This is a genomic window from Arthrobacter sp. U41, assembly GCF_001750145.1.
GTDB lineage: Bacteria > Actinomycetota > Actinomycetes > Actinomycetales > Micrococcaceae > Arthrobacter.
This window is the reverse complement of sequence record NZ_CP015732.1, coordinates 706,422-730,839: the sequence shown is the minus strand read 5'-3', so window position 1 is coordinate 730,839 and position 24,418 is coordinate 706,422. Positions and strand designations below refer to the sequence as shown.

Sequence of the window (24,418 nt, the reverse complement as noted above, 5' to 3'; positions counted from 1 at the left end):
CCTAGGTGTATTACCCACTGAGGTTAGTGACGCGGCTTGCTGGTGGCTGACCCTTGAGTGAGGTGTGGCCTCGATGATGATTGTAGTCATGGAGCCAGGCCGGGAAAGCGGCAACGCGCTCGGCCTCTGAGGTGTAGGGGCGGGCGTAGGCCCATTCCTCGAGCATGGTGCGGTTGAAGCGCTCGACTTTGCCGTTGGTCTGGGGGCGGTAGGGCCGGGTTCGTTTGTGCGTGATGTCCGGGCCCAGGGCGTCTTTGAAGGCGTGGGAGCGGTAGCAGGAGCCGTTGTCTGTCAGGACGCGCTTCACGGTGATGCCGGCGGCGTTGAAGGCCTCGTTGGCGCGTTCCCAGAAGCCGGCGGCGGTCTCTTTCTTCTCGTCTTCGAGGATCTCGGTGTAGGCGAAGCGGGAGTGGTCATCCACGGCGTTGTGCAGGTAGGCGTAGCCGGGGCGCCGGTTCGCTTCGGTTCCGGTCTTGTTCCTCTTGCCCGCTGCCCTGTCCATGACGCGGTGCCCGCCGCCGTCGGGGATGCGTCCGAGTTTCTTGATGTCGACGTGGATCATGTCGCCGGGCTTCTCGTGCTCGTAGCGGCGGATCACCCGGCCCGTGGCACGGTCCAGCCAGGACAGTTTCGCCAGCCCGAACCGGGACAGGACCTTGTGCACGGTGGATGGGTGGATGCCCAGCAGATACCCGATCCGGGCCGGCCCCCACCGCCGGTTCACGCGCAGGGCGATGATCCGCCGCTCCCGCCGCTGCGGGGTCCGCGAGGGACACCTCAGTGGGCGGCTGGAGCGGTCCTCCATCCCGTCCTCGCCGTGTTCACGGTAACGGCCGGCCCAGCGTGCCGCTGTCGGCACGGACACCTGGAACCGCTCCGCAGCCCGACGCAACGGCCACCCGTCATCGACGACGCACTTGGCCAGCTGCAGCCGTCCCCGGGGAGCGAGAAAAGCATTAGGGTGGGACATGAAGACCTCCGTTTGTGGAACTGGACTCTAGACAAGCCCACTCCACCCGGAGGTCTTCTTTTTGTCACCTAACCACGCCGCCTGTCACCAACGTCCGTGGTTAATACACCTAGGCTTCCCCTATGGGAATTTTCATCACACTGCTTATTATCTGGCTTGTCCTTTCGATCCTCGGCTTCGTGGTGAAGGGCCTGCTGTGGCTGGCTTTCATTGGCCTGATCCTGTTCGTGGCCACGGCCGTGTGGGGCTGGCTCAAGCGGAAAACTAACGCCTGATCTCCTCCAGATCAGGTACGACGGCGGGTGGGGCCTTGGTGGCCTGCCCGCCGTCGTTGTATACCGGCTTCACCCGCCGGAGTGCGGCGATAATGGCCCGCCCCACCACAGCGATTCCGATGACCGTGGTGATGGCACGCAGGGTGTCCCAGCCCGCCGTCGAGGTCACCAGCGAGTAGAGCAGGAAGCTGCTGAGGTTGGTGGCCAGCGGCGCGCCGGGCTCGTAGGAGATGCCGGTGCCGGCGCCCACCGCGAAGGGCCAGAACCAAAGGTTCGTCAGCAGGCCGAACACGTAGGACGCCAGAACGCCGTAACCGCACAGCATCCACAGCTCGGCTTTGCCCCGCACCCGGCGGGGGAGCAGGCCGGCTCCCGCGCCCACCCACGCACAGGCGAAGATCTGAAACGGAGTCCAGGGGCCGATGCCACCCCACAAAGCGCTTGAGAGGGCGATGGTGGCGGCGCCGAGGAGCATACCGAAGCGGGGGCCGAAGGCCCGGCCGGCCAGGATCAGCAGGATAAACACTGCCTCCACACCCCCGACGCCGGTGCTCGCCACCCGCACCGCGGAACCCACTGCGGCCAGGACGCCGAGCAACGCCACCGTGTGAGCGGAGCGGACCGAACCGTCGAGGGACACAGCGATGGCGATGACGGCGAGCGGCGCAGTGGCCAGCGCCGCGTAGGGCAGGGCCGCAGCGGCATCCTCCGGGAAGGCCGCGGCGAGCAGCGGCCAGCAGAACGCTGCGAGGGCCAGAACGTTTGCCGCCGCGAGAACTGCGAGCTCGACGCCCCGCGGCATCCGGATGAGGCGCTGCCTAGCCGGGCTCTGGGTGTCTGTTTGTTCAAGGACCCGTGGCCACGGTGCGGCACCTGCTTGCCGGGGAAGCGGGAGGGGTGCTTCTGGTGCAGTGGCCGCCACGGAAGAGGGTGCGACGCCGTCACGCATCGGGAGGATCCGGGCGCCGAGGTCTTGGGCAAAGTCGAGGTCGTGCGTGGCGATCAGGACCGCCGCGCCCGAGTCCGCTGCCGCCCGCAACGCCGCCGAAACTGCTGCCCGCGCCGCAGGATCGAGTCCTCGGGTGGGCTCATCGATCAGGAGTACCTGGGGGTCGTCCATGGTCTGCAGCGCGATGGCAAGGATCCGGCGCTCTCCTGCCGAGAGGTCCCGGGGATGCTCGTGCCCGATGGGAATGCGGACCTCTCCTCGAAGACGGGCCAGGTGTGACGCCGCGGGCCTTGGGGGAAGCTGGTCATTGCGCCGGTCTGAGCGGCGCCCGGCACGCGTCTGGCGCCGCTCTGCTGCGCGGAGCTCACCGGCCACCGTATCCCTGGTGAAGAGGTCGTCCGAGGCATCCGGAACGAGGGCGACCCGGCCGCCGTCGACCGTGCCGCCGTCGACCGTTCCCTCACCGAGGGCGAGCGCCACCAGGAGGGACGACTTCCCGGCGCCGTTCGGCCCCACCAGGGCCATCACCTCACCGCGGTGCAGGGTCAGGGATGCTTTGTGCACGAGTGGCTTGCCCTTGCGGTGCACCGCGAGCTTTGTCGCAGTCAGCACTGGCACTTGCTCCGCCGGCTGTATAGGCGTTGGACGGGCGCCGCCAGCGAGCGACGGCGCGGATGGCGTGGCACCCGGTACCAGGGCGCCGTCGTCGATGGTCCACCACGAGTCGGCAACGGGGACCAGCGGCGCAGCCCGGTGCTCCGCCACGATGACGCAGACACCGTCGTCGCGGGCGAGGGAGTCAAGCACGGCGATGACGTGTCCGCGTGCTGCGGTGTCAAGATCGGCCAAGGGCTCGTCCACCAGGAGCAGAGCCGGATGATCCACCACCGCGGCCGCGATGGCCACGAGCGTTGCCTCACCCGCTGAGAGCGTGCTGACATTCCGGTCCAGCAGCGCCGACACCCCGATACGCTCCGCGACCTCCAGCACCCGGATCTTGGCGGTCCCGGATGCCATGCCGCGCAGCTCAAGTGCGAGGGAGATTTCGTCCCGGACCCGGGTGCTGGCGAATGCTGCGCGGGGATTCTGCAGTACGACGCCGATGAGGCGGGCGGTATAGCGCGGCGGCGTGGTGGCACGGTCCGTTCCGGCGACGCGCACGGTGCCGGAAATATTCCCGCCGTCAACGTGTGAAAGGAGGCCTGCGATACCCCGCAGGATGGTGGATTTGCCGGAGCCGGTCGGTCCGGTAATGACCGTTATGGACCCGCTCGACGGCGTGAATCCGGCGACGCGGACCTGCGCGTCGCCGATGCGGAAGTGTGCGTCCCGGACGAGGACCGGTGTTTCGGTACCTTGGCCGGGTTGGTGTGCGGCCCCGCTTCCGAAGCCGCGCAACTCCAAGGCCGCGGCGACCCGGCCCGCGTGCTCGAGGGTGCGCTCGAGCACCGGCACCAGGGCGCGGGGGCCGAAGCGTTCGCCCCGCAACCGAAACGCCAGGCGGACGGAGGTCACGGCGTCGGAGAGCGCCGGGAGCGCCGCCCACGCCACCACAAGCATCCGGGCTACTCCCTGCATGGGGCCGCGGCGGGCCAGGTGCACGAAGCCGCGGGCCACGTCCACCAAGGCGTTGAGCAGGCCGAAAGCGAGGAACATCCCGGCAATCGGCAGGGCGGAGAGGACCGCCGCCCACAGGCCGGGCGCCGTAACCGGACCGAGGAGGACCACGTGGGCGTACGGGGCTGGCAGCCGGATCGCCGACAGGTCGAGCAGCACCGGTTCGCCAATGCCCGCCCCGTTGAAGAGGATGCGGTAGATGACCCGCGCCGCGATGAAGACGACGGCGAGGACCGCCGCCGCGCGTAACGGCGCGGGTCGAAAGGTCATGCCGCGGGGGCGGCCGGTTCGCCGTCGACCGTGTAGAGCAGTTCCAGGCTCTCGCCCGGGCTCACCTGCAGGGTGGCGAAGCCTTCCTGCGCGTACGCCCAGTCACCGGAGGCCGGCTTAACCCAGAGCGCCCAGTAGGCGAAGGCGGCGGGCATCTTGGTGCATTTTTCCCGGTACGTGCCGCCCTTGTGGGCGATGTCGAGGTCGGCGGCGGGCACGCCGTTCACACGGCACACCAGTTCCTTGGGATATTCGGCAGTGCCCTCTGTTTTCACTTTTGCCTCGTCGAGCACCTTGGAAGCGGGCGTCGGCCCGTCCACGGTCACGCACACGGAGGAGTCAGCGGCGGCATGCTTCAGGGAGCCCGAATCGACGATGACCTTCACACCGGCGCAGGGCTCGGAGGCGGCACTGGATGAAGCTGCTGCCGTAGACGCCGCGGCAGAGGTGGCTGGCTGGGTGGCGGCCGGAGTGGAACAGGCGGCGAGGGTAAACAGGAGACCGGCGGCGGCGAGGGAGCTCGCGGCGGCGGTGCGGATCTTAGTCAAAGTCACGTGTCAAGGGTAGGGCGTTGCTGATCCGGATGCGGAGGCCGTCGTGTTGTGTGACGTTAGGTCTCCCTGTAAACCAACGTCGCAAACCCGCAGGCCCTTGCCACCTTGGATGGCGCCTGGTCGGCACCGTCGGGAGGGCCTCGGAATCCGGGGTGTGCGCTTAAACGAGCGGCCACGGGTAACGCATGCCGGTGCGGTCGACCGGTAGCACTCGGGCCTGCAGCAGGCGCTGCACGCGGCGCTGCAGCGCAGAGACCTCGTCCTCGTTGAGGAGGTCGGCCACCTCGGGCGGCACGGCCTCTGCGAGCGGGGCGATGTCCTCGAGCAGGGCGTCGGGAATGGGTTCACCGGCGAAGTCCCAGATCACGGTGCGCAGCTTGAAGCCCGCCGAGAAGCACAGCCCGTGGTCGATGCCCCAGATCCGTCCGTTATGGGCGCGCAGCACGTGACCGCTTTTGCGGTCGGTGTTGTTGGCGACGTAATCGAACAGGGCGATCCGCGCCAGCTCGCCGTGGGTCTCGGGTGCATCCTCGTACAGCGTGAAGTAGTGCTCCTGGAAGTCGCACTCGATGAACCACTGCAGCGAACCGACCCCCAGCGGCGCCTCCTCGCGGATCACTGTCGGCGGCACGAGTCCCCACGCCAGGGACTCGCTGAGCAGGTACGCCGCGCGTTCCCGCCGGAAGAGCCCGGGCTCGAAATCGGACAGCGGCCTTTCCCCGGCTTCCGGCTTGTAGACCGCATACGCAGAGTCGTCCCCGCAGGAAACTTGGACGAAGAACGTTTCGTTGCTGCTGCGCGGAATGCGTCCGAGCAGTTCAACGCGGCCCTCGGTGAGCAGCGTCAGCTCCCGGCCGGACACCGTCTGCCCCGTTTCACCGAACATCCCAACGCACGCAGCACCGAACTCACTGCGTCCTCAGCCCACTCAACGGTTCCGAGGTCGAATTCACCATCAGCACGGCGGGATCCTGTCCCTCCACAAACGAAATGGCTGAAACCGAGGCCGGGCTGATGACGATGCGCTGGAAGAGATCCAGGTGCGTGCCCAGGGCGTGGGCGACGGCGGCCTTGATGGGATCGGCGTGGGAGAAGCACACGACCACGCCCCCGGCGTGGGCGGTGCGGAGGGCCTCCAGGGCTCCGACGATCCGCGCCTGCATCTGCGGAAAGCTTTCGCCGTTCGGGAAGCGGAAGGCGGACGGATTGTGCTGCACGGTCTGCCACTCGGGCAGGGACGACAGGTCGGCGATCACAGCACCCGTCCACTCGCCGAAGTCGCATTCGAGCAGACCGTCGTCGTGCTTTACCTCCAGACCGGTGCGGGCCGCCGTCGGCTCAGCCGTCTCGCAGGCGCGCTCCAGCGGCGAGGAATAGACGGCGCTGACGGACAGGCCCTCAAGCCGTTCCGCGACCCGTTCGGCCTGGGCCCGGCCGCGGTCGGAAAGATGCAGTCCCGGAACCCGCCCGGGCAGCACCGTGCCCGTCGTCGGCGTCTCCCCATGGCGCACCAGCAGCAGGAGCGTGCCCTGCCGCTCGGGTGAGGGCTCCTTCGACGAAGAACCCGGTGCCGGCGATGCCGGACGCGCTGCTGCAGTCATCAGAATCCAGCGTAAACCGGCCGCATCCCAATGCGGAGGAATTCTGCAAGAATCCCTCGATTACCGGCCGGGTAGAGGTCTACCGTAGGAGAGTGAGCGATCGCCCCGATATCTTCACTGTTGGTGAACTGCGTGCCTCCGGCCACGTGCACAAGGACCTGCGCCGCGAAATCCGCGACAACCTGCTCGCGGCGCTCGCCGCAGGCCGGGACCCCTGGCCCGGGATGTTCGGTTTCCGCCGGACTGTCCTGCCCCAGCTCGAGCGGGCCCTGCTGGCCGGGCACGACGTCGTCCTGCTCGGCGAACGCGGTCAGGGCAAAACCCGGCTCCTGCGCACCCTGGCCGGACTGCTGGACGAGTGGTCGCCGGTGATCGAGGACTCGGAACTGAACGAACACCCCTACGAACCCATCACCGAGCACTCCCGCGCCCGCGCCCTCACCGAGGGGGACCGGCTGCGGGTGGCATGGCGGCACCGCTCGGAACGCTACGTCGAGAAGCTCGCGACGCCGGACACCTCCGTCGCGGACCTGATCGGCGACGTCGACCCCATGCGGGTGGCCGAGGGCCGGCGCCTGGGCGACCCGGAAACCATCCACTACGGCCTGGTCCCGCGCTCCAACCGCGGAATCATCGCCATCAACGAACTGCCGGACCTGGCCGAGCGGATCCAGGTCTCGATGCTCAACGTGATGGAGGAACGCGACATCCAGATCCGCGGCTACGTGTTGCGGCTGCCGCTCGACGTGCTCGTCGTCGCGTCCGCCAACCCGGAGGACTACACGAACCGCGGCCGGATCATCACACCGCTGCGGGACCGCTTCGGCGCCGAGATCCGCACCCACTACCCGATCGAGCTCGACGACGAGGTCGCCGTGATCCGGCAGGAGGGGCACCTGGTGGCCGGCGTCCCGCCCGTCATCCTCGAGATCCTGGCCCGCTACACCCGGGCGCTGCGGCAGTCCCCGGCGATCAACCAGACCTCCGGAGTCTCCGCGCGGTTCGCCATCGCCGGTGCCGAAACCGTTGCCGCCGCGGCCCTGCGCCGGGCCAGTGTGCGCGGGGAGGATGAGGCGGTGGCCCGGATCATCGATCTGGACGCCGCGGTGGAGGTCCTCGCCGGGAAGATTGAGTTCGAATCGGGGGAGGAAGGGCGGGAACAGGACATCCTGGACCACCTCCTGCGCATGGCCACCGCGGAAGCCGTCCGGGCGCACTTCCAAGGCATCGACATGGGTGCACTCGTGGCGGCGCTCGACGGGCACACCACGGTGTCCACCGGGGAACTGGTCACCGCACGGGAGTTCCTCGAGAACCTCCCGTCCCTCAACGGATCGCGCCTTTACGACGAGATCGGTGAGCGCCTGGGCGCGGAAAACGACGGGCAGCGCGCCGCCGCCGTCGAACTGGCACTGGAAGGGCTCTACCTCGCCCGGCGGATCTCCAAGGACTCCGACGACGAGGCGACGATCTACGGGTAGGCAGCTTGACGGTTAAGGAGGCCTCATGACCGCTCACCACCGGTCCCGGTACGGCCGCTACGCGGGCGGGCCCGATCCGCTCGCGCCGCCGGTGGACCTGGCGGAGGCGCTGGACGCCGTCGCCGAGGACGTCATGGCCGGCTACTCGCCCCGGCAGGCCCTGCAGGAATACCTGCGGCGCGGCGGCCGGAACCGGGAAGGGCTTGACGATCTCGCCGGCCGCGCCCAGCAGCGGCGCAAGGACCTCTTGGGTCGGCACAACCTGGACGGCACCCTCAACGAGGTCCGGAAGCTGCTGGACACCGCGGTGCTGGAGGAGCGCAAGCAGCTGGCCCGCGACGTGCGGATGGACGATACGGACCGCGCCTTCCGGGAGATGCAGCTACAGAACCTGCCCAAATCCACGGCAGCGGCGGTCAACGACCTGGCGTCCTACGACTGGCAGTCGAGCACCGCCCGGGAAGCCTATGAGCGGATCAAGGATCTGCTGGGCCGCGAAATTCTGGACCAGCGGTTCGCCGGGATGAAGCAGGCGCTCGAGGGCGCCACGGATGAGGACCGCGCGGCCGTGGCCGAGATGCTGCAGGACCTCAACGGGCTGCTCGACAAACACCGGCGCGGCGAGGATACCGACGCGGACTTCCAGGGGTTCATGGCCAAGCACGGCGACTTCTTTCCGGAGAACCCGCAGTCGGTTGAGGAGCTGATCGACGCGCTCGCCCAGCGCGCGGCCGCCGCCCAGCGGCTCCTGCAATCCATGTCCGCCGAGCAGCGCGAGGAGCTGATGCAGCTCTCCGCGCAGGCGTTCGGCTCGCCCGGGCTTATGGCACAGCTGGGCCAACTTGATGCGAACCTGCAGGCCCTGCGCCCCGGCGAGGACTGGACCGGCTCCGAACGCTTCGAGGGGGAGGAGGGGCTCGGGCTTGGCGACGGCACCGGCGTGTTGCAGGACCTTGCCGAACTGGACGAGCTGGCCGAACAGCTCTCCCAGTCCTACAACGGCTCCCGCCTCGAAGACCTGGACCTGGACGCCCTCGCCCGCCAGCTGGGGCAGGACGCCGCGGTGTCGGCCCGCACTTTGGCGGAGATCGAGCGGGCCATGCACGACGGCGGCTTCCTCCAGCGCGGGGCTGACGGCGACCTCCGGCTCTCGCCGCAGGCCATGCGGCGGCTCGGCCGGTCGCTGCTGCGGGACACCGCCAAGCAGCTTTCCGGCCGGCAGGGGCGCCGGGACACGCGGGTTGCCGGGGCGGCAGGGGAGCAGACCGGCTCCAGCCGCCAGTGGGAGTTCGGCGACGCCGAACCGTGGGACGTCACCCGGACCATCACCAACGCGATCCGCCGCACGATTGCCGGCGGCGGCGATCCGGGCCGCGGCCTGCGTCTGGCCGTAGGGGACATTGAGGTGACGGAGACGGAGGCGCGCACGCAGGCCGCCGTCGCCCTGCTGGTGGATGTGTCCTTTTCGATGGCCGCCGAGGGGCGCTGGGTGCCCATGAAACGCACCGCGCTCGCCGTGCACCACCTCGTTTCCACCCGGTTCCGCGGCGACCGGCTGCAGCTGATCACGTTCGGCCGCTATGCGCAGTCCATGGACATCGGCGAGCTCACGGCCCTGCCGGCGGTGCGGGAGCAGGGCACCAACCTGCACCACGGGTTGCTGCTGGCCGGCCGGTTTTTCCGCCAGCACCCGTCGATGCAGCCCGTCCTGCTCGTGGTGACCGACGGCGAACCCACCGCGCACCTGCTGGCCGACGGTGAGTCGTGGTTCTCCTGGCCGCCGGCCCCGGAGACCATCCGCGTCACGGTGGCCGAGCTGGACCGGCTGGGGCGTGCCGGTACCCAGGCCACGTTCTTCCGGCTCGGCGACGACCCGGGCCTGGAACGGTTCGTCCAGCAGATGGCACGCCGGATCGACGGCCGCGTCGTCGCGCCCGAGGCCGGGGATCTGGGGGCCGCGGTGGTGGGGGCGTACCTCCGCGCCCATTTCCGCGGCCGCCCCTACGACGACGCCGACTGGGCCAAATAGATGGAGGCGCCGCGTCGGTCTACGGCAGCCGCGAGGGGCTCAGCAGCGTCGAGTCTCCCGCACGATCGGGATCGAGGGGCACGGGACTGACCAGCACCGCCGGACCGCGGTGCAGGACGCCGTCGGAGAGTACCTGGCACCGCACGCCGCCACGCCCGCGCATGGCTTTGTGGGCGCCCGGGGCGAGCTTCGCATCCATCCACACACACGGATGCGCGGGCCGCCCGGCCTTGAAACGCACCAGCTCCCCGCCGGACTCCAGCGCGAAGTCGTGACCGAACAGCGGAGCCAGCTGGGCTCCCCGGATGTGCACGTTGCGGCGCGTCAGCAGCGGGTCAAGGGGTGCCGCTCCCAGATCTGCGGCGATCGCTTCGAGGGCCTCGACGGCGAACACAGTAACAGCGGCATCCATGTGCGCGGCTTTGCCGAAGAACCGGTCGCCGACGATTCCCTTGCCAGCCACGAAGGCCGCCTGCTCGGCATCTGTCGTGGGGACAACGGCGGCCCCCTCTCGTGCGCGGCCGAAGTAGGCGTGCGCCGGCGACACGAGCAGGTGCAGGATCTCGACGTCGTATCTGTAGCTAGCCGTCATCCCATCAAACTACCGTCTGGGGGTCCAGGCCGAACACGCGTCAGGGTCACGCCCGGCGGTGATCAGGGCTCGACGAGCGTCAGGATCGTTTCCGGACGGACGCCGTCGTATTTCATCGCTTCGGCTGCCGCTTCGGACTCCATGATTCGCTGGAAAGTTTCCATGTCGGGGACTTGGACGATCAGGCCTACACGGTGGCTCTTTGCCGGATCGATGAACGTTCGAACCGTGATGCCCAGAGGCCCGAATACCTCTTCCCTTTTTGGTGAGCTGAGCCAGTGCTCAACGTCGTCGACTTCGTGGAAGATCACTAATGTTGGCATCGTTGCCTCCGCTTTCTGGGGTGGTGCCAGGAGCCGGGCTGGTCAAGGGGCCGCGTCGGGACATCCTGATCATGCCGAACGTACCACGGCCTCGAATGCAGCGGTAGCGGGGAAAATCGACAGTTCGGCCCCTCGCAAAGCGGCCACTCGAGAAGCTTGGAAAGGTACTGGTTGGCGGCAGACGGGTGAACGACAGGCTCGGTGAATCAGCCCGCCAAAACACAAGCGGACGACGGCGGGAGGTTCCGCCGCTTCGACGGCCGCGTCGTCGCACCCGAGGCCGGGGACCTGGGCTCGTAGCCAGCGCCACAGCAACGTGGCGAGTTTCTGTCGGTAGGTGCTGCTAGCGTTCGAGAATAATTGCTTGACTATTGGGGAACCATGTCTGACTTGTCATCCGGCCAGAGGGACCTGCGCGAGACGGGTCAGCTCGTTGGCGTGCGATAGATCCTGTGCGAAGCCCGGCTCGGCCAGCGCGAGCGTCGAAGCAGGCCAAGAATCTTGAAACTAAGTGCGAAATCGAAAATAGGGGATATCCGTGCGTGAAATGAGCTTCACCGCCATCGATTTTGAGACAGCCAATAGTCAACGTGGTTCGGTCTGCGCAGTCGGCCTGGCAAGGGTCGTAAATGGAGAGATAGTCGAACGAGCATCTTGGCTGATCAAGCCGCCGAGCGGAATCGATCACTTTGAGCCCCGGAACGTCGGCATTCATGGCATCCGACCACAGGATGTTGTGACTGCACGTAATTGGGAAGAGTCACTCGCAAGCATCTTCCGATTCGCTGCTGGCGGCCACTTCGTGGCGTACAACGCCAGGTTTGATGCGAGCGTCATGAGAGCCGCCTCTGATGCGACTGGAATCGACCTGCCACAGCACGACTTCTATTGCGCACTGGAACTCGCCCGCGGGCATCTGGATCTCCCGCGTCACAAGTTGAACGACGTTACTGAACACTTAGAACTCCCGCCCTTTGAACACCACGAAGCCGGAGCGGATGCGATCGCGTGCGCCAGCGTGGTGCTTGCCATAGCCCGTATGCGACAGCTCGAGTCCGTCGCTGAGATGTGGGCTGCCCCGATCGGCGCGAAAAGAATCAAGGCTTCAGCGCCCACTAAGACACGGACCCCGGTCGGCGGGCAAATTAATTACACGACCGAGCGGAACCTTCGCCTGGCTGATCTGCCGCAACCCAATGCCGCCGCCGACCCGCAGCATCCCTTTTTTGGTCACACATTCTGTTTCACGGGTGAGCTGCAGAGTTTCTCAAGGCTTGACGCCATGGCCGCGGTGGCGGACTGCGGAGCGACCAATCGTCAGGGAGTGACCAAGAAGACAACCTATGTCGTCCTCGGGCGGTCAGACTCTATGCACTCGGCATCTGCCGGGGACTTGGGCGCTTCCGGTAAGGAACGCAAGGCCTTCGACTACATGGCACTGGGCCAACAAATCACGGTGCTGGGCGAGCGGCAATTCGTTCAGCTTCTGGTCGGTGCGAAAGTCAACAGGGAGGTCTTGCCGTCCGTGCCTCTTGTGGCACCCGTCGTTCCTGGCACCAGACCGAAGGCCAAAGCTGGGACATCGAATCGTCCTGCTTCTGCCAGTACGCCACGGTGGCTAATCACGCTCAAGCGAGTCTTTGGCCTGAAGTAACCATCTGAATGGTCAAACCTGGACAGAGGCCAGGCAGCTTCAGTCCCCGGGAGAGGTAAAACGCAAACGGACGACGGCGGGAGGTCCCGCCGTCGTCCGCTCACCAGGTTCATTCCTGGGCGCTGAGGTTCCAGTGAACTCGGATGGCCTCAGCAATCGGGCCAGCGCTGACGTCGACTCGGAAAGCAACGGGCGCGGTCCCTGTCTCTTCGATGACCGAGTCACGGTAGACGCGGCCGCACGAGGGACACAGGGTGTAGAGATCCTCATCCGCAGGCCATTCCGCCAGCTCGGCGGGAACCGGGCTGATGTCTCCGATGTAGACGGGGACGCCCTGTGAGTTGGCCTGAATCAACCCGTCCTGGCTGACGGTGTTGCCGCACACGCAGGTGATGGTGGTGACATCGTGATCGATGACATCGGCGGTTTCAGAGTCCATGATGACCTTCCCGGCGCTGGAAGAGACGTTCTGGTACCAGCTTATGCCTGCCGACCGGACCCTGCCATCGATCCCAGTGCAACGGAAGGGGTGGTCCGGAGACGATGTTCCAATGCCTGTCCTGCTCGTGGTGACCGACGGCGTACGCGGCAGTTCAACCGGCTCGGCATAAGGTGGGTTGTCGGCAAATTGAAATGCCTAGTCAACTTTTATCTGACCAAGGCGGAATAGTAAGAGGCGCGAGGGCGCTCCTCGCCTCCCGAAGGATGGAAGAACGCATGATGCCAGCTGCCACCCGGAACGCGCCGGACCGCACTGCCAGGATCGGCTTCGCCTTCATCGGTGTTCTGCTCATCGCGGTTAACCTTCGGGTGTCCTTTGTCAGCGTGGGACCGGTACTTGGGAACATCAGCAGCGACCTTGAGTTATCTAGTGCCGCAGCGGGGTTCCTCACGGGTCTTCCGCTCATTGCCTTCGCAGTCTTCTCACCCGTGGCACCCGGCTTCGCTTTCCGTCTGGGTCTTGACCGGGCACTGTGGATGTCCCTGCTGATCCTCGCCTCGGGCATCGTGCTTCGCTCCTTACCGGTGCCCGGCGTCATCTGGGCGGGCACCGCACTGATCGGCTTGGCCATCGCGTTTCTCAATGTCCTGGTGCCCTCCCTGGTAAAGCGGGACTTTCCGATGAGGGTCAGCCAGGTCACCGGAAGCTACACCGCTACACAGGCCGCTTTCGCCGCGATCGGGGCAGCCGTCGTCGTTCCCGTGGCACAAACGTCCCCGGCGGGATGGCGGCTTTCCCTCGGAATCTGGGTGGGGCTGGCTCTCATCGCCATGGCGGTGCTCCTGCCGTGGCTGCGCCGGCACAGGGTAGGCGCCGCGTTGGGCGCCGCGCACGCCACCGGGCCGGAGGTTTCCTACCGGTCGCCCTGGGCCTCAGCCTTGGGCTGGCAGGTGACAATCTTCATGGGACTGCAATCGATCGCCTTCTACGTCCTGATGGCTTGGTTGCCCACCATTGAACAAAGCCAGGGGGTTCCCGCGACTACGGCGGGCGTTCATCTGTCCGTATTCCTGCTCATCAGCGTGTTCGCCAGCCTTGCCACAGGGGGAATCCTTCACCGCGGTTCGGACCAGCGGCTTGTATCCTTCACGAGCGGCGGGCTCACGTTCGCGACGTTTCTCGGGCTGGCACTTGCGCCGGATTTCACATTGCTGTGGGTCATTCTTGGGGCAATCGGGTGCGGGAGCCTCATTGTCATCGCCCTGTCGCTGTTCAGCCTCCGGACTGTGAATTACCCGCAGGCAGCGTCCCTGTCCGGCATGGCACAATCCGTCGGCTACGGTCTCGCTGCGGTGGGGCCGGTGATGTTCGGTGGACTTCGGGACGTGAGCGGAGGCTGGACGCTTCCGCTCCTCGTCACCGCGGGCATCATGGCGGTTCTCGCCGTGACGGGTCTGCTGGCCGGGCGTGACCGGGTGATCAGCGGGTCAGCCTGATATAAGGTCCGGTGCGGACGTCCAGGCCGATGACTCCCGCAGCGGTGCAGATGTGGGAGAGGCGATCGAGACCGCGGCGTCAGGCACCAGGGCGCAGGGGGATCACTCGCATCCGGAACGTGCCAAGACAGGCGAAGCGCCCGTCGAGCAGATGTTCAATGACCCCGCCATGACCAAGGGGCAGCGGACCGTGACCACCTCGGCGAGCAGGGTCTGTCCGGCCGGAATAGCGGCGTCGGAGGCCCGCCCCGTTAGAATTCAGGTGTGAAAGCAGATGTCTTGGCGGTGGCGGCATGAGCGAGGACGCCGCGAAAGAGCTTAGGCGCCCTCCCACGGCCCAGGCTTTCGTCCTTACCGAGCTTCGGCGCGCAATCATCGCAGGGGAGTTCCTGCCCGGACAGCCGCTTCGTCAGAACACTCTCGCCGAGCGGTTCGGTGTCAGCCGCGTTCCCGTCCGCGAAGCATTCAAGGTCCTCGAAAGCGAGGGCCAGGTGGTCTACGAGCCGCACCGCGGCCATAAAGTCGCCAGCCTGTCACTCACGGACCTCCTGGAGGTCTACCGGCTCAGGCAGCTGCTGGAATCCGAGGCCGCCCGGGTTGCCGTTGCGAACCGGAGCGACGGTGTGCTCGCCGCGATGAGGGCGGCGGCCAGGGACGTTGAACTGGCCAGCGCCGCCGGTGATCTGCTGAAGATGACCGAGGCGAACCGGCGGTTCCACTTCGAACTGTTGGCAGCGGCCCGCATGCCGCGTCTGGAACGGATCGTCCAGGTCCTGTGGGACGCCACCGAGGCGTACCGGTTCGTGTACTACGGGGCGGAAAGCAACCGGGCCAGGGTGGAGCGGGAACATGCCCGGATCGTCAAGGCCTACGCGGAGGGGGACGCGGAACTGCTTGTCGCCCTGCTGGACGAGCACCGGGAACACGCCGTGGATGCCCTCCGAACCTTCCTGGAAGTCCCGAGCCAGATAACATAACGATTGTGTGACACGGGTTACACTTAACCGTAAAATTGGATACATTATCCAAATGGTCTTTCGAGAAACCTGCAATGATGCGGCGTTCAACGCAGGCGTGGCACAACCGCCCGCCGGATTGTCGTGCCGTCCGTGAACGACTGGCTCGGATTGAGCGGTGCCCGGGTCCTGGTTGCCGGCGCCGGCGGAATCGGGAGCGCCTGCATTAAGGAATTCGTGGCAGCCGGGGCGAGCGTGCTCGCGGTGGACCGCGATGACTCGCGGCTGGCTGCCCTTGGCCCGGGCGCGGCCACCGAACGTCTCGACCTCACGACCACGGAGGGCTGCGATGATGCCGTTGCGGCAGCCCAGGACCGGCTCGGCGGGCTGGACGTTCTGGTGCACTCCATTGGCGTCAACCACCGGGTGCCGATTCTCGAAACTGCGGATGAGGACTGGAACCGCATCCTGGAGATCAACCTCACCAGCGCCTTCCGGCTGGGCCGCGCAGCCGGCCGCGTGATGGTCGAGGCCGGCTTCGGGCGACAGATCTACTGCTCCTCGGTCTCCAGCATCCTGGCACATCCGGACCACGGCCCCTACGCAGCCAGCAAAGGAGGCATCAACCAGCTGGTCCGGGTCATGGCCCGCGAGTGGGCCTCCCGCGGAGTGACGGTGAACGCCATCGCCCCCGGCTACGTGGAGACGGAACTTACCAGGACGCATCTGGACCGCCCCGGGGTCCGCGAGCACTACACCTCGATGGTCCCGGCCGGCCGGCTCGGTACGGTCAACGACCTCACCGGTCCCGTTCTCTACCTGGCCTCACGCCAGGCGGCGTTCGTCACCGGCCATGTCCTGTACGTGGACGGGGGCAGGACCCTTGTCTGAATCGACGCACCGGGAAGCCTCGTCCGCCGCGCCGGGATCACCCCGGGTCGGCCGCTTCCCCCTCCTCGCCCCGGATGAACTCTCGGATCAGCAGCGCGATCTGTATGGCGCCATCGCCGGCCCGCCGAGGGGAAACGGGCCGTTTTCCATCGTCGACGAAACCGGCCGCCTCAACGGCCCCTTCAACGCGCTGCTGTACTCGCCCGCGATTGGAAACGCGGTACAGGCCCTGGGTGCCGCCCTGCGCTTTGGCGGGTCACTGCCGGACCGCACCCGGGAACTGGTCATCTGCGCCGTCGCCGCGGAACTGGAATCCGCCTACGAGTGGTATGCGCACAGCCGGGTCGCCACAAGCGTGGGCATCAGCGGCACCGAGCTGAACCAGCTGCGCGACGGCGAATTCCCGGACACGCTGACCGCCACCGAAAGCGCGGCGCTGGGCCTCACGCGCGCCCTGCTGCGCGGCAAAACCGTCGGCCACGAAATACATGCGGCCGCCCTTGAACACTTCGGACACGAAGGCATTACGGAGCTTTCGGTGCTGGTGGGCTACTACCGCCTGCTGGCAGGCATCCTCGCCGCCGGGGATGTCCCCGTTCCGCCAGCCGGCACCGGAGAACCGCACATCCGGCCGACTGACATTCATCCAACCCACACCATCACCACCTAGGGAGAACAACCATGACCGCTATGACCATCCCTGCCCGGAGGCGCTTGCAGCGTCTCTGCGCAGCAGCAGCCCTTGTACCGGCAGTTTTCCTCACCGCGTGCGGCAGCCCCGCCCCCAGCGGCGGCGGTGGCGGGGGAGGCGGCGCGTCGGGCCAGGGCGGCACGTTGTCCATCGCTACGGGCGGCACCGGCGGCGTCTACTATCCGCTGGGTGGTGGCTTCGCCACCGTGATCGGGGACAAGGTCGAGGGCTACAATGCCACCGTCCAGGAAACGAACGCTTCCGTGGACAACATGCTGCTGATCGAGAACGGGTCGGCGCAGCTCGCCTTCGCTGTGGGCGACGTGGTTTCCGATGCAGTCAAAGGCGAGGGCGAATTCAAGGGAAAGCCCCTGGAGGTCTGCTCCCTTGGCAACATCTACAACAACTTCATGCAGGCCGTCACGGTTAACGACAAAGGCATCCAGAACGTAAAGGACATGGCGGGCAAAGTCGTCTCGGTCGGCGCGCCCAGCTCCGCCACCGAGGTAGGGGCGCTGCGCATCCTCGAGGCCGCCGGAATCGATCCGACCTCGGGCATCCAGCGCCGCCAGCTCGGAGCGGCCGAGACCGTCGCTGCGCTGCGCGACGGAACGATCGACGCCGGATTCTGGTCGGGCGGGCTGCCCACCGGCGCGTTGATTGACCTGGCCGGCGACGGCGACATGAAGCTGCTGCCGATCGGGGAGTACGCGGACCCGCTCGCGCAGAAATACGGCGCTTACTACGTGAAGCAGGACATTCCGGCCAACACCTATGAAGGGCAGACCGAGGCCGTCCCGGCGATCGCTTCGCCGAATATCCTGGTTGCCAGCAAGAAAATGGACCAGAAGCTTCAGCAGGACATCACCACCGCCCTCTTTGAGAACAAGGAGGCCTTGATCAAGGTCCATCCCGCAGCCAGTGAGATGGATCGGGCCACCGCGGGGAAGGTCGCCTTCGTGGAGACCTGCCAAGGTTCGAAGGCCTACTTCGACAAGGCCGGAAGCTAGGACCCCATGCCTAAGCCAGCCGCCGCCGTCGTCGGCCTCGTTTGCCTCGGCATGCTGGGAGCGGGTGGGATTGCCGTGGCCGGCGCGCCGGCTGAATCCCACGGTCCCCGTGCCCTGGTGATCAGCAACGACGGCGGCGTGCTGGCCAGCATTCCCCTTTCCGGGGACACGTTCGCGGTGAGCTACCGCAATTCGATCTACGGCACCGTCGCTGAAGAGCGGTACACCGTGCAGGAGGACGGAAGCTACCGCCTGGCGCAGCTGGCCGCCGACCAGCTGGCGGTGCTTGAAGAGTACTACGCCGTCCCCGGACCGCCGTCGGCGGCCGGGGACACCGACCGCAGGGAATGGGTGACCGACCCCGACCCGGGGCACCCCGCGGAGTTTAGCCGGCTGTCGCTGGCAGCAACGGACCTGGGCCGCCGCACCGTGTACATCCCGGGTGCCCCGCCGCTTGAACTATGGAAGTTAGTCGAAGACAGCGACCCGTTCGTTGTGTTATCCCTCAAGGAGACCCCATGACCGAGACACCCAACGGCAACGGAGCCGTTGACGCACGCACCTCGCCTGAACCCCCGGGGAGTACCGTGCGGAAGGGGAACACCGAGCGGGCGGACGCGGACAATGACGCCGCCGTCAACCCTATGGACCTGGCTAGGGACGGGGTGATTGACGAAGAGGCGCTGATCGCGGAGTTTGAGGCGGAGAAACCCGCACGCCACTTGAGCGGGCTACCCGGCACCGCGGTGAAAATCATTGGTGTGGCATTGTCCCTGTTTGCGCTCTATTGGGTCTTCAATCCGATGCCCACCCAGTTCTACCTGCCCGCGTTCCTGATGTTCGGGCTGCCCCTGACCTTCCTGGTCTACCGCGGGTGGGGCCGCTCGGCTGCGGCCAAGGAGGCCGGACGTTCCGACAACCCGCCCATCCTGGACTGGCTGCTCGCCGCCATTGCCGTGGTTCCGTTCGCCTACATCATCTCGGACTGGGACAGCTTTTTCCGCCGCGCAATCACGCCGACCTACCTCGACCTGGCCATGGGCGTGATCGCGATCCTGGTCACGCTGGAGGCAGCCCGCCGGACGGTGGGCATCCTCGTCCCGCTTGTCGTGATGGGCTTCTTCGCCTATGCGGCGTTCGGTTCCTTCGTTCCTGCTCCGTTCAACACGGCCTCCTTCAACTGGATCCGGCTCATTGGCCACAACGTCATGGGCACACAGGGGCTGTTCGGGGTTCCCACCGACGTCGCGGCATCGTACATCATTCTTTTCACCATCTACGGCGCCGTCCTGGGCGCCTCGGGCGCCACCAAATTCTTTATCGACCTCTCGTTCTCCGCTTTCGGGCAGTCGAAATCGGGCCCCGGCCGGACCGTGACCCTGGCCGGCTTCCTGCTCGGCACCGTGTCGGGTTCCGGCGTCGCCACTACCGTGACCCTCGGTGGCATCTCCTGGCCCCTGCTGCGCAAGGCCGGCTACCCGAAGGAACACGGCGGCGCCATCCTGGCGGCTGCCGGTATCGGCGCCATCATGTCCCCGCCCACCCTCGGCGCCGCAGCCTTCATCATCGCCGCGCTGCTCGGAGTCTCGTACCTCCAGGTGCTCATCTGGGCCACCATTCCCACCGTCCTCTACTACTTCGGCATCATCCTCGCCATCGAAATGGACGCCCGGCGGTTCAAGACCAGGGCGGTGGAGCTGGACGTCAAGCCGGTCGGCAAACTGCTGCTGCGGTTCGGCTACCACTTCAGTTCCCTCATCGCGATCGTGGTGTTCATGTCCCTGGGCATGACACCGTTCCGGGCCGTGGTCTACGCTACGGGTCTCGCATTTATCCTCAGTTTCCTGGACCGCCAGTCCTGGCTGACGCCCAAGCGCATCTGGGACGCGCTCGCCCTCGGCGCCATGGGCGCCCTCTCCGTGATCCCCGTTATGGCGGCCGCCGGCCTGATCGTCGGCATCATGACCCTCACCGGCCTGGGCCTGAAGCTTGCGAACATCATCGTGGACTTTGCCGGCGGCAGCCTTCTCCTGACCGCCATCTTCTCCGCGATCTCCGTCACCCTCCTGGGACTTGCCGTGCCGGTAACGGCCAGCTTCATCATTTCGTGGGTGATCATCGGACCCGCCCTGCAGGATGTCGGCGTGCCGGCCTTCGCGGCTGCGATGTTCATCTTCTACTACTCGGTGCTCAGCGAGGTGTCACCGCCGACCGCACTGTCGCCGTTCGCGGCGTCGGCCATTACCGGCGGAAAGCCCATCAAGACGATGTGGCTCACCTGGCGGTACACGCTGTCGGCGTTCCTGGTCCCGTTCATCTTTGTGCTGTCCGACGACGGCGTCGGGCTGCTCCTGCAGGGCGGTCCGGGGACGGTTGCACTGGCGTTCGTGGTCTCGCTCCTGGCTGTGGCCTCCCTTGCCGTGGCAACCGGGGCCTGGCTCCTCGGCCCGGCCCGCTGGCCCGAAAGGATTCTGCTGGGCGTCGGGTCACTGCCCATGCTGGTCATGGAACCCCTCTACATCGGTATCGGGGCGGCCATCATCGCCCTGGGCGTCCTGGTCCATATCCTCGGGCTGCGCCGGCATCGCCGGGACGAACCGGACGGCGCCGCCGGCGTGTCCGCGTCCCGGGAGGCAAAGCCAGAGCGGACGTGACCTTCACGGGCGCCGCGGCTGGCGTCCGCAATGCCCGGACGCCAGCCGCGGCGCCGCCGCTGGCCAGCGCCGGCCCCACAGTTTCGATGGCCCATGGCCGAAAGGACAACGCATCACTATGACGACACCAATCCCGCACCTCGCCCCAGGGCTCTGGGGAGTCCTGGCCACACCGTTCAGCGGACCGCATTTTGCCGTGGACACCGATTCCCTGCGCCGCGAAGTGCAGCTCTACACCGCAATACCGGCCACCGGAATGGTGGTGCTTGGCGTCTTCGGCGAGGGGGCATCCCTGGATGCCGGGGAGCAGGCCCTGGTGGTGCGCACCGTCGCGGAGGAGGGGAAGGACACGCCGCTCGTGGTGGGCCTTTCAGCCCGCTCAACAGCCGTGGCGCTGGAGCAGGCCCGAGTCGCGGTTAATGCTGCGGGCAGCAACCTCGCCGCACTGATGGTGCAGGCCAACAGCTCCGATCCCGAGGTGCTCGCGGCCCACCTGACCGCCGTGCACCAGGCAACGGGCGCGGGAATCGTGCTGCAGGACTACCCCGTGGCGTCCGGCGTGAACATCAAGGCGGGGCAGATCCTCGAGGTCCTGGCGCAGTGCCCGTTCATCGTGGCCGTCAAATCGGAAGCACCGCCGACCGCCTCCGCGATTGCCACGCTGACGCGCGCCACGTCCGTACCCGTATACGGCGGACTGGGGGGAGTGGGACTGCTGGATGAGCTGGCCGCCGGCGCGGCCGGTGCCATGACCGGATTCTCGCATCCCGAGGGCCTCCAGGCCGCGCTGACAGCATGGGCCGACGGCGGCTTCCGCGCCGCCCGCGAGGCCTTCGCCCCGTGGCTGCCGCTGGTGAACTTCGAGGCCCAGCCCGGCGTCGGGCTGGCCCTGCGCAAGGAAGTACTGCGCCGCCGCGGCATCATCGCCGAGTCCAGCGTGCGGCCGCCCGCTCCGAAACTGCCGCAAGCCCTGGCGGACCTGATCGATGCCCACCTCGAAGCCGTTCGGGCGGTGACCGCCTGATGGAGACCGGTCTGAAGGGAAAGAACGTCCTGGTTCCGGGCGCAAGCTCAGGGATAGGCCTCGCCATCGCCCGGGCGTTGGCCGCGGAAGGCGCCAACGTGGTGCTGGCTGCGCGTCGCGGGGACCTGGTCCGGGCGGAAGCTGCCCGCCTGGATTCCGCCGTCGGCATCGGCATTGACCTCACGGACGTCGGCGCCCCTTCCGCACTGGCGGAAGCCGCGGTGGAGGCCTTTGGCCCCGTCGACGTGCTCATCCTCAACGGCGGCGGACCGCCTCCCGGCGCCGCCGCGGACGTCTCCGACGGACAGGCCCTTGACGCCGTGCACCAGCTGCTGCTGCAGCACATCCGGCTCACCGCCCTGGTGCTACCCGGCATGCGGGAACGCGGGTGGGGGCGCGTCGTGGCAGTGGGCTCCAGCGGGGTGCAGCAGCCGCTACCCAACCTGGCGCTGTCCAACATCGGGAGGGCCGGGCTCGCCGGTTACCTCAAGACCCTGGCGGCGGAGGTGGCAAAGGACGGCGTGACCGTCAACATGGTGCTCCCGGGCCGCATCGACACCGATCGCGTTGGCTCACTGGACGCAGCGGCGGCCAAACGCACCGGCCGCTCGCCGGAGGAGACGAGGGCGGCCTCGGAAGCATCGATCCCTGCAGGCAGGTACGGCAGGCCCGAGGAATTCGCGGCAGTCGTGGCCTTCCTGGCGAGCGGACCTGCATCCTACGTGACCGGGGAACAGATCCGCTGCGACGGCGGACTCGTCCGTTCCTACTAACCGAGAGAACAATCCATGACTTCCCGCATCCTTCATCTCTGCGCGATCCGCGACGGATCCGCCCCCGACAGCGCCAACCCCGGGCAGGCCCGCGAAGAGGCGGCCGTCGTCCACCCGCAGCGCGGAGCCGCGCTGGTCCGCGACCTGCTCCCGGGCTTTACCGGCGACATCCTCGACGTCCTCACCGGAGACCTGCTCGGGGACCTGGAAACGGCCGCCGCCAGCGCCGACGACGCCGTCTTCCAAGATCCTGAGCAGCTCAGCTTCGGCGCCCCGTACCGTCACCCCCGCATGCTGTGGGGGATCGGCCTGAACTACGTGGAGCACGCCTGCGACCTCACCGAGGCGGTGCCCGACGAGCCGGCCTCGTTTATCAAAGGCGACCACACGGTCATCGGCCCGGACGAGAACATCCCGATACCGGAGCAGAGCCATCGCACCACGACCGAAGCGGAGATCGCCGTCGTGATCGGCCGCTATTGCCGCAATGTCGAGCCGGAGGATGCACTGTCCTATCTGGCCGGCGTCGTACCGGTCCTGGACCAAACGGCCGAGGACATCCTGCAGCGCAATCCGCGGTTCCTCACCCGCTCCAAGAACTTTCCGGGATTCTTTTCCTTCGGTCCCCGGATCGTGCCCCTCGCCGAGGTGGAGGCTGCCGCCGGTTCCCTGGCCGAGGTCACGGTATCCACCGTGGTCAACGGGGAGGTGCGCCGCAGCAATACGGTCTCGAACATGCGCTACGACCCGGCATACCTGATCAGTTTCCACAGCAAGGTCATGCCGCTTTTCCCCGGTGACATCATCTCCACGGGAACCCCCGGAGCAGTCCATATCGAACCGGGGGATATCGCCGAATGCCGCGTCACGGGGCTCGGAACCCTCCGTAATCCCGTGACCGCCTCCAGCGGAGACCCCGGAACCACAACCGAAGGAGCTGACGCTCGTTGAACAGCGCACAACTTGTCCCTGACGGCCCTCCCGCCGCCGCACCCCTGGCCGGAATCAAGGTGGCGGATTTCTCCCGGGTCCTCGCCGGACCCTTTGCCACCATGATGCTCGCTGATTTCGGCGCCGATGTGATCAAGGTGGAGAGCCCGGCCGGCGACGACACCCGGGCCTGGGTGCCGCCCGTGGACGAACACGGCGCGGGCACGTACTTCTCCAGCGTGAACCGGAACAAGCGCTCGGTCGTGTGCGACCTGCGCACCGAGGAAGGACTCGCGCAGGCCCGGGACATAGCGCTGACCGCCGACGTCGTTGTTGAGAATTTCCGGCCGGGCGTGATGCAGCGGTTCGGCCTGGACTATGAAAGCCTCCGCGCGGAACGCCCGGACCTGGTCTACTGCTCCATCACCGGATTCGGAAGCAAGGGCGGGGCGCATCTGCCCGGATACGACCTCCTGGTCCAGGCCGTGGGGGGACTGATGAGCGTCACCGGATCCCCTGAGTCGGAACCGAGCAAGGTGGGAGTGGCGCTGGTGGACGTGGTGACCGGCCAAAACGCAGTGGTGGGCATCCTGGCCTCGCTGCGAAGCCGCGACCAGACCGGCAGGGGCCAGCGGGTTGAGGTCAACCTGCTGTCCTCGCTGCTGGCCGGGCTCGTCAACCAGGCGTCCAGCACCCTCGCCACCGGCGAATCCCCGCAGCGCATGGGCAACGCCCATCCCAGCATCGCCCCTTACGAGACGCTGCAGACCGCGGACGGGCCGCTCGCCCTGGCGGTCGGAACGGACAAGCAGTTTGCTGCCCTGACCCGGGTGCTGGGCGTTCCCGGACTTTCGGAGGACAGCAGGTTCCGCGGAAACGAGAACAGGGTGGCCCACCGGGTCGAGCTGAAGGCGTTGCTTGAGGAACAGCTTCGGAAGAGGACGGCGGTGGAATGGTCGGGACTTCTGAGCGAGGCGGGCGTACCCGCCGGCAAGGTCAACTCCATCGTGGAAGCGATCCAGCTCGCCGCCGACCTGGGGCTGGAGCCCGTGGTGGAGATTGCCGACGGGTCCAGCCCCCGAACCTCCCGGCAGGTGGCCAACCCCATCCAGCTCTCCGAAACGCCCGCCACGTACCGGCGGCTGCCGCCGCTGCTCGGCGAACACCGCGGCGCGACCTTCGCGGAGCGGAACAAACCGGCAGCCCGCCAACCCACCCCCACCGGAAAGTAGAACC

Annotated in this window: 23 protein-coding genes; 15 read left to right on the top strand and 8 right to left on the bottom strand. The window is 67.1% G+C overall.

The window, feature by feature from the left end; genetic code table 11:
• Positions 1-10 precede the first annotated feature (10 nt).
• Positions 11-970, bottom strand: coding sequence for an IS481 family transposase (locus ASPU41_RS03510; protein WP_069949745.1), 960 nt, complete (start codon positions 968-970; stop codon positions 11-13).
• Between the two features lie 122 nt (positions 971-1,092).
• Between ASPU41_RS03510 and ASPU41_RS22970 the strand changes: the two genes are divergently transcribed.
• Positions 1,093-1,245 carry a hypothetical protein gene (locus tag ASPU41_RS22970; RefSeq protein WP_197515741.1) on the top strand — a complete coding sequence of 51 codons (153 nt, stop codon included), beginning with the start codon at positions 1,093-1,095 and terminating at the stop codon, positions 1,243-1,245.
• Here ASPU41_RS22970 and ASPU41_RS03505 read toward each other — a convergent pair.
• From ASPU41_RS03505 to ASPU41_RS03490, 4 genes are all read right to left on the bottom strand, one after another.
• The gene (locus ASPU41_RS03505) at positions 1,235-4,081 is read right to left on the bottom strand and encodes an ATP-binding cassette domain-containing protein (RefSeq protein ID WP_069949744.1); all 2,847 of its coding nucleotides are present in this window, start codon (positions 4,079-4,081) and stop codon (positions 1,235-1,237) included. The two genes, ASPU41_RS22970 and ASPU41_RS03505, sit on opposite strands and share 11 nt — an antisense overlap.
• Positions 4,078-4,635, bottom strand: coding sequence for a hypothetical protein (locus ASPU41_RS03500; RefSeq protein ID WP_069949743.1), 558 nt, complete (start codon positions 4,633-4,635; stop codon positions 4,078-4,080). Before ASPU41_RS03500 ends, ASPU41_RS03505 begins: the two co-directional genes overlap by 4 nt.
• Before the next feature lie 160 nt (positions 4,636-4,795).
• Entirely contained in the window at positions 4,796-5,521 is a 726-nt protein-coding gene (locus ASPU41_RS03495; protein ID WP_231941159.1) for an SCO1664 family protein, read from the bottom strand.
• Between the two features lie 22 nt (positions 5,522-5,543).
• On the bottom strand, positions 5,544-6,113 hold the full coding sequence (locus ASPU41_RS03490; protein WP_231941462.1) for a histidine phosphatase family protein: 570 nt from the start codon (positions 6,111-6,113) through the stop codon (positions 5,544-5,546).
• A 215-nt stretch (positions 6,114-6,328) separates the two neighbouring features.
• Here ASPU41_RS03490 and ASPU41_RS03485 point away from each other — a divergent pair, with 215 nt between their 5' ends.
• Together ASPU41_RS03485 and ASPU41_RS03480 are read left to right on the top strand one after the other, a co-directional pair.
• On the top strand, positions 6,329-7,717 hold the full coding sequence (locus ASPU41_RS03485) for a sigma 54-interacting transcriptional regulator (protein WP_069949742.1): 1,389 nt from the start codon (positions 6,329-6,331) through the stop codon (positions 7,715-7,717).
• A 25-nt stretch (positions 7,718-7,742) separates the two neighbouring features.
• A complete protein-coding gene (locus ASPU41_RS03480; RefSeq protein WP_069949741.1) occupies positions 7,743-9,746 on the top strand; it encodes a vWA domain-containing protein in 2,004 nt (667 codons plus the stop codon).
• Positions 9,747-9,765: 19 nt separating this feature from the next.
• On the opposite strand, the gene ASPU41_RS03475 is transcribed toward ASPU41_RS03480, so the two are convergent.
• Both ASPU41_RS03475 and ASPU41_RS03470 read right to left on the bottom strand, forming a co-directional pair.
• Entirely contained in the window at positions 9,766-10,338 is a 573-nt protein-coding gene (locus ASPU41_RS03475; RefSeq protein ID WP_069949740.1) for an MOSC domain-containing protein, read from the bottom strand.
• 62 nt (positions 10,339-10,400) lie between these two features.
• Complete coding sequence (locus ASPU41_RS03470) at positions 10,401-10,661, bottom strand: hypothetical protein (protein ID WP_069949739.1); 261 nt, start codon at positions 10,659-10,661, stop codon at positions 10,401-10,403.
• Positions 10,662-11,208: 547 nt separating this feature from the next.
• Between ASPU41_RS03470 and ASPU41_RS03465 the strand changes: the two genes are divergently transcribed.
• Entirely contained in the window at positions 11,209-12,315 is a 1,107-nt protein-coding gene (locus ASPU41_RS03465) for an exonuclease domain-containing protein (protein WP_083266335.1), read from the top strand.
• Positions 12,316-12,424: 109 nt separating this feature from the next.
• Here the strand turns inward: ASPU41_RS03465 and ASPU41_RS03460 are convergent, their stop codons facing one another.
• Complete coding sequence (locus tag ASPU41_RS03460) at positions 12,425-12,754, bottom strand: hypothetical protein (protein WP_069949737.1); 330 nt, start codon at positions 12,752-12,754, stop codon at positions 12,425-12,427.
• A 278-nt stretch (positions 12,755-13,032) separates the two neighbouring features.
• On the opposite strand from ASPU41_RS03460, the gene ASPU41_RS03455 reads away from it, so the two are divergent.
• The 11 genes from ASPU41_RS03455 to ASPU41_RS03400 all read left to right on the top strand — a co-directional run bounded on the left by ASPU41_RS03455 (position 13,033) and on the right by ASPU41_RS03400 (position 24,414).
• Complete coding sequence (locus ASPU41_RS03455; RefSeq protein WP_231941158.1) at positions 13,033-14,253, top strand: MFS transporter; 1,221 nt, start codon at positions 13,033-13,035, stop codon at positions 14,251-14,253.
• 293 nt (positions 14,254-14,546) lie between these two features.
• Positions 14,547-15,230, top strand: a complete 684-nt coding sequence (locus tag ASPU41_RS03445) for a GntR family transcriptional regulator (RefSeq protein WP_069949735.1) — start codon at positions 14,547-14,549, stop codon at positions 15,228-15,230.
• A 123-nt stretch (positions 15,231-15,353) separates the two neighbouring features.
• A complete protein-coding gene (locus ASPU41_RS03440) occupies positions 15,354-16,100 on the top strand; it encodes an SDR family NAD(P)-dependent oxidoreductase (RefSeq protein WP_231941157.1) in 747 nt (248 codons plus the stop codon).
• Positions 16,093-16,770: a carboxymuconolactone decarboxylase family protein gene (locus ASPU41_RS03435; RefSeq protein WP_231941156.1), complete on the top strand. Its 678-nt coding sequence runs from the start codon at positions 16,093-16,095 to the stop codon at positions 16,768-16,770. Before ASPU41_RS03440 ends, ASPU41_RS03435 begins: the two co-directional genes overlap by 8 nt.
• 11 nt (positions 16,771-16,781) lie before the next feature.
• Complete coding sequence (locus ASPU41_RS03430) at positions 16,782-17,801, top strand: TAXI family TRAP transporter solute-binding subunit (protein WP_069949733.1); 1,020 nt, start codon at positions 16,782-16,784, stop codon at positions 17,799-17,801.
• 6 nt (positions 17,802-17,807) lie between these two features.
• The gene (locus ASPU41_RS03425) at positions 17,808-18,323 is read left to right on the top strand and encodes a hypothetical protein (protein WP_069949732.1); all 516 of its coding nucleotides are present in this window, start codon (positions 17,808-17,810) and stop codon (positions 18,321-18,323) included.
• Positions 18,320-20,455 carry a TRAP transporter permease gene (locus tag ASPU41_RS03420; protein ID WP_083266334.1) on the top strand — a complete coding sequence of 712 codons (2,136 nt, stop codon included), beginning with the start codon at positions 18,320-18,322 and terminating at the stop codon, positions 20,453-20,455. The genes ASPU41_RS03425 and ASPU41_RS03420 overlap by 4 nt, the downstream gene beginning before the upstream one ends.
• Before the next feature lie 118 nt (positions 20,456-20,573).
• A complete protein-coding gene (locus ASPU41_RS03415) occupies positions 20,574-21,479 on the top strand; it encodes a dihydrodipicolinate synthase family protein (RefSeq protein WP_069949731.1) in 906 nt (301 codons plus the stop codon).
• On the top strand, positions 21,479-22,252 hold the full coding sequence (locus tag ASPU41_RS03410) for an SDR family oxidoreductase (protein ID WP_069949730.1): 774 nt from the start codon (positions 21,479-21,481) through the stop codon (positions 22,250-22,252). The genes ASPU41_RS03415 and ASPU41_RS03410 overlap by 1 nt, the downstream gene beginning before the upstream one ends.
• Before the next feature lie 15 nt (positions 22,253-22,267).
• The gene (locus ASPU41_RS03405; RefSeq protein ID WP_083266333.1) at positions 22,268-23,203 is read left to right on the top strand and encodes a fumarylacetoacetate hydrolase family protein; all 936 of its coding nucleotides are present in this window, start codon (positions 22,268-22,270) and stop codon (positions 23,201-23,203) included.
• Positions 23,200-24,414, top strand: a complete 1,215-nt coding sequence (locus ASPU41_RS03400; RefSeq protein ID WP_069949729.1) for a CaiB/BaiF CoA transferase family protein — start codon at positions 23,200-23,202, stop codon at positions 24,412-24,414. The genes ASPU41_RS03405 and ASPU41_RS03400 overlap by 4 nt, the downstream gene beginning before the upstream one ends.
• Positions 24,415-24,418: the final 4 nt, after the last annotated feature.

Coding starts and splice junctions, on each gene's coding strand:
- ASPU41_RS03510 (WP_069949745.1), bottom strand. CDS start 970: ATGTCCCACCCTAATGCTTTTCTCGCTCCCCGGGGACGGCTGCAGCTG.
- ASPU41_RS22970 (WP_197515741.1), top strand. CDS start 1,093: ATGGGAATTTTCATCACACTGCTTATTATCTGGCTTGTCCTTTCGATC.
- ASPU41_RS03505 (WP_069949744.1), bottom strand. CDS start 4,081: ATGACCTTTCGACCCGCGCCGTTACGCGCGGCGGCGGTCCTCGCCGTC.
- ASPU41_RS03495 (WP_231941159.1), bottom strand. CDS start 5,521: ATGTTCGGTGAAACGGGGCAGACGGTGTCCGGCCGGGAGCTGACGCTG.
- ASPU41_RS03480 (WP_069949741.1), top strand. CDS start 7,743: ATGACCGCTCACCACCGGTCCCGGTACGGCCGCTACGCGGGCGGGCCC.
- ASPU41_RS03475 (WP_069949740.1), bottom strand. CDS start 10,338: ATGACGGCTAGCTACAGATACGACGTCGAGATCCTGCACCTGCTCGTG.
- ASPU41_RS03470 (WP_069949739.1), bottom strand. CDS start 10,661: ATGCCAACATTAGTGATCTTCCACGAAGTCGACGACGTTGAGCACTGG.
- ASPU41_RS03465 (WP_083266335.1), top strand. CDS start 11,209: ATGAGCTTCACCGCCATCGATTTTGAGACAGCCAATAGTCAACGTGGT.
- ASPU41_RS03460 (WP_069949737.1), bottom strand. CDS start 12,754: ATGGACTCTGAAACCGCCGATGTCATCGATCACGATGTCACCACCATC.
- ASPU41_RS03455 (WP_231941158.1), top strand. CDS start 13,033: ATGATGCCAGCTGCCACCCGGAACGCGCCGGACCGCACTGCCAGGATC.
- ASPU41_RS03445 (WP_069949735.1), top strand. CDS start 14,547: ATGAGCGAGGACGCCGCGAAAGAGCTTAGGCGCCCTCCCACGGCCCAG.
- ASPU41_RS03430 (WP_069949733.1), top strand. CDS start 16,782: ATGACCGCTATGACCATCCCTGCCCGGAGGCGCTTGCAGCGTCTCTGC.
- ASPU41_RS03425 (WP_069949732.1), top strand. CDS start 17,808: ATGCCTAAGCCAGCCGCCGCCGTCGTCGGCCTCGTTTGCCTCGGCATG.
- ASPU41_RS03420 (WP_083266334.1), top strand. CDS start 18,320: ATGACCGAGACACCCAACGGCAACGGAGCCGTTGACGCACGCACCTCG.
- ASPU41_RS03415 (WP_069949731.1), top strand. CDS start 20,574: ATGACGACACCAATCCCGCACCTCGCCCCAGGGCTCTGGGGAGTCCTG.
- ASPU41_RS03410 (WP_069949730.1), top strand. CDS start 21,479: ATGGAGACCGGTCTGAAGGGAAAGAACGTCCTGGTTCCGGGCGCAAGC.
- ASPU41_RS03405 (WP_083266333.1), top strand. CDS start 22,268: ATGACTTCCCGCATCCTTCATCTCTGCGCGATCCGCGACGGATCCGCC.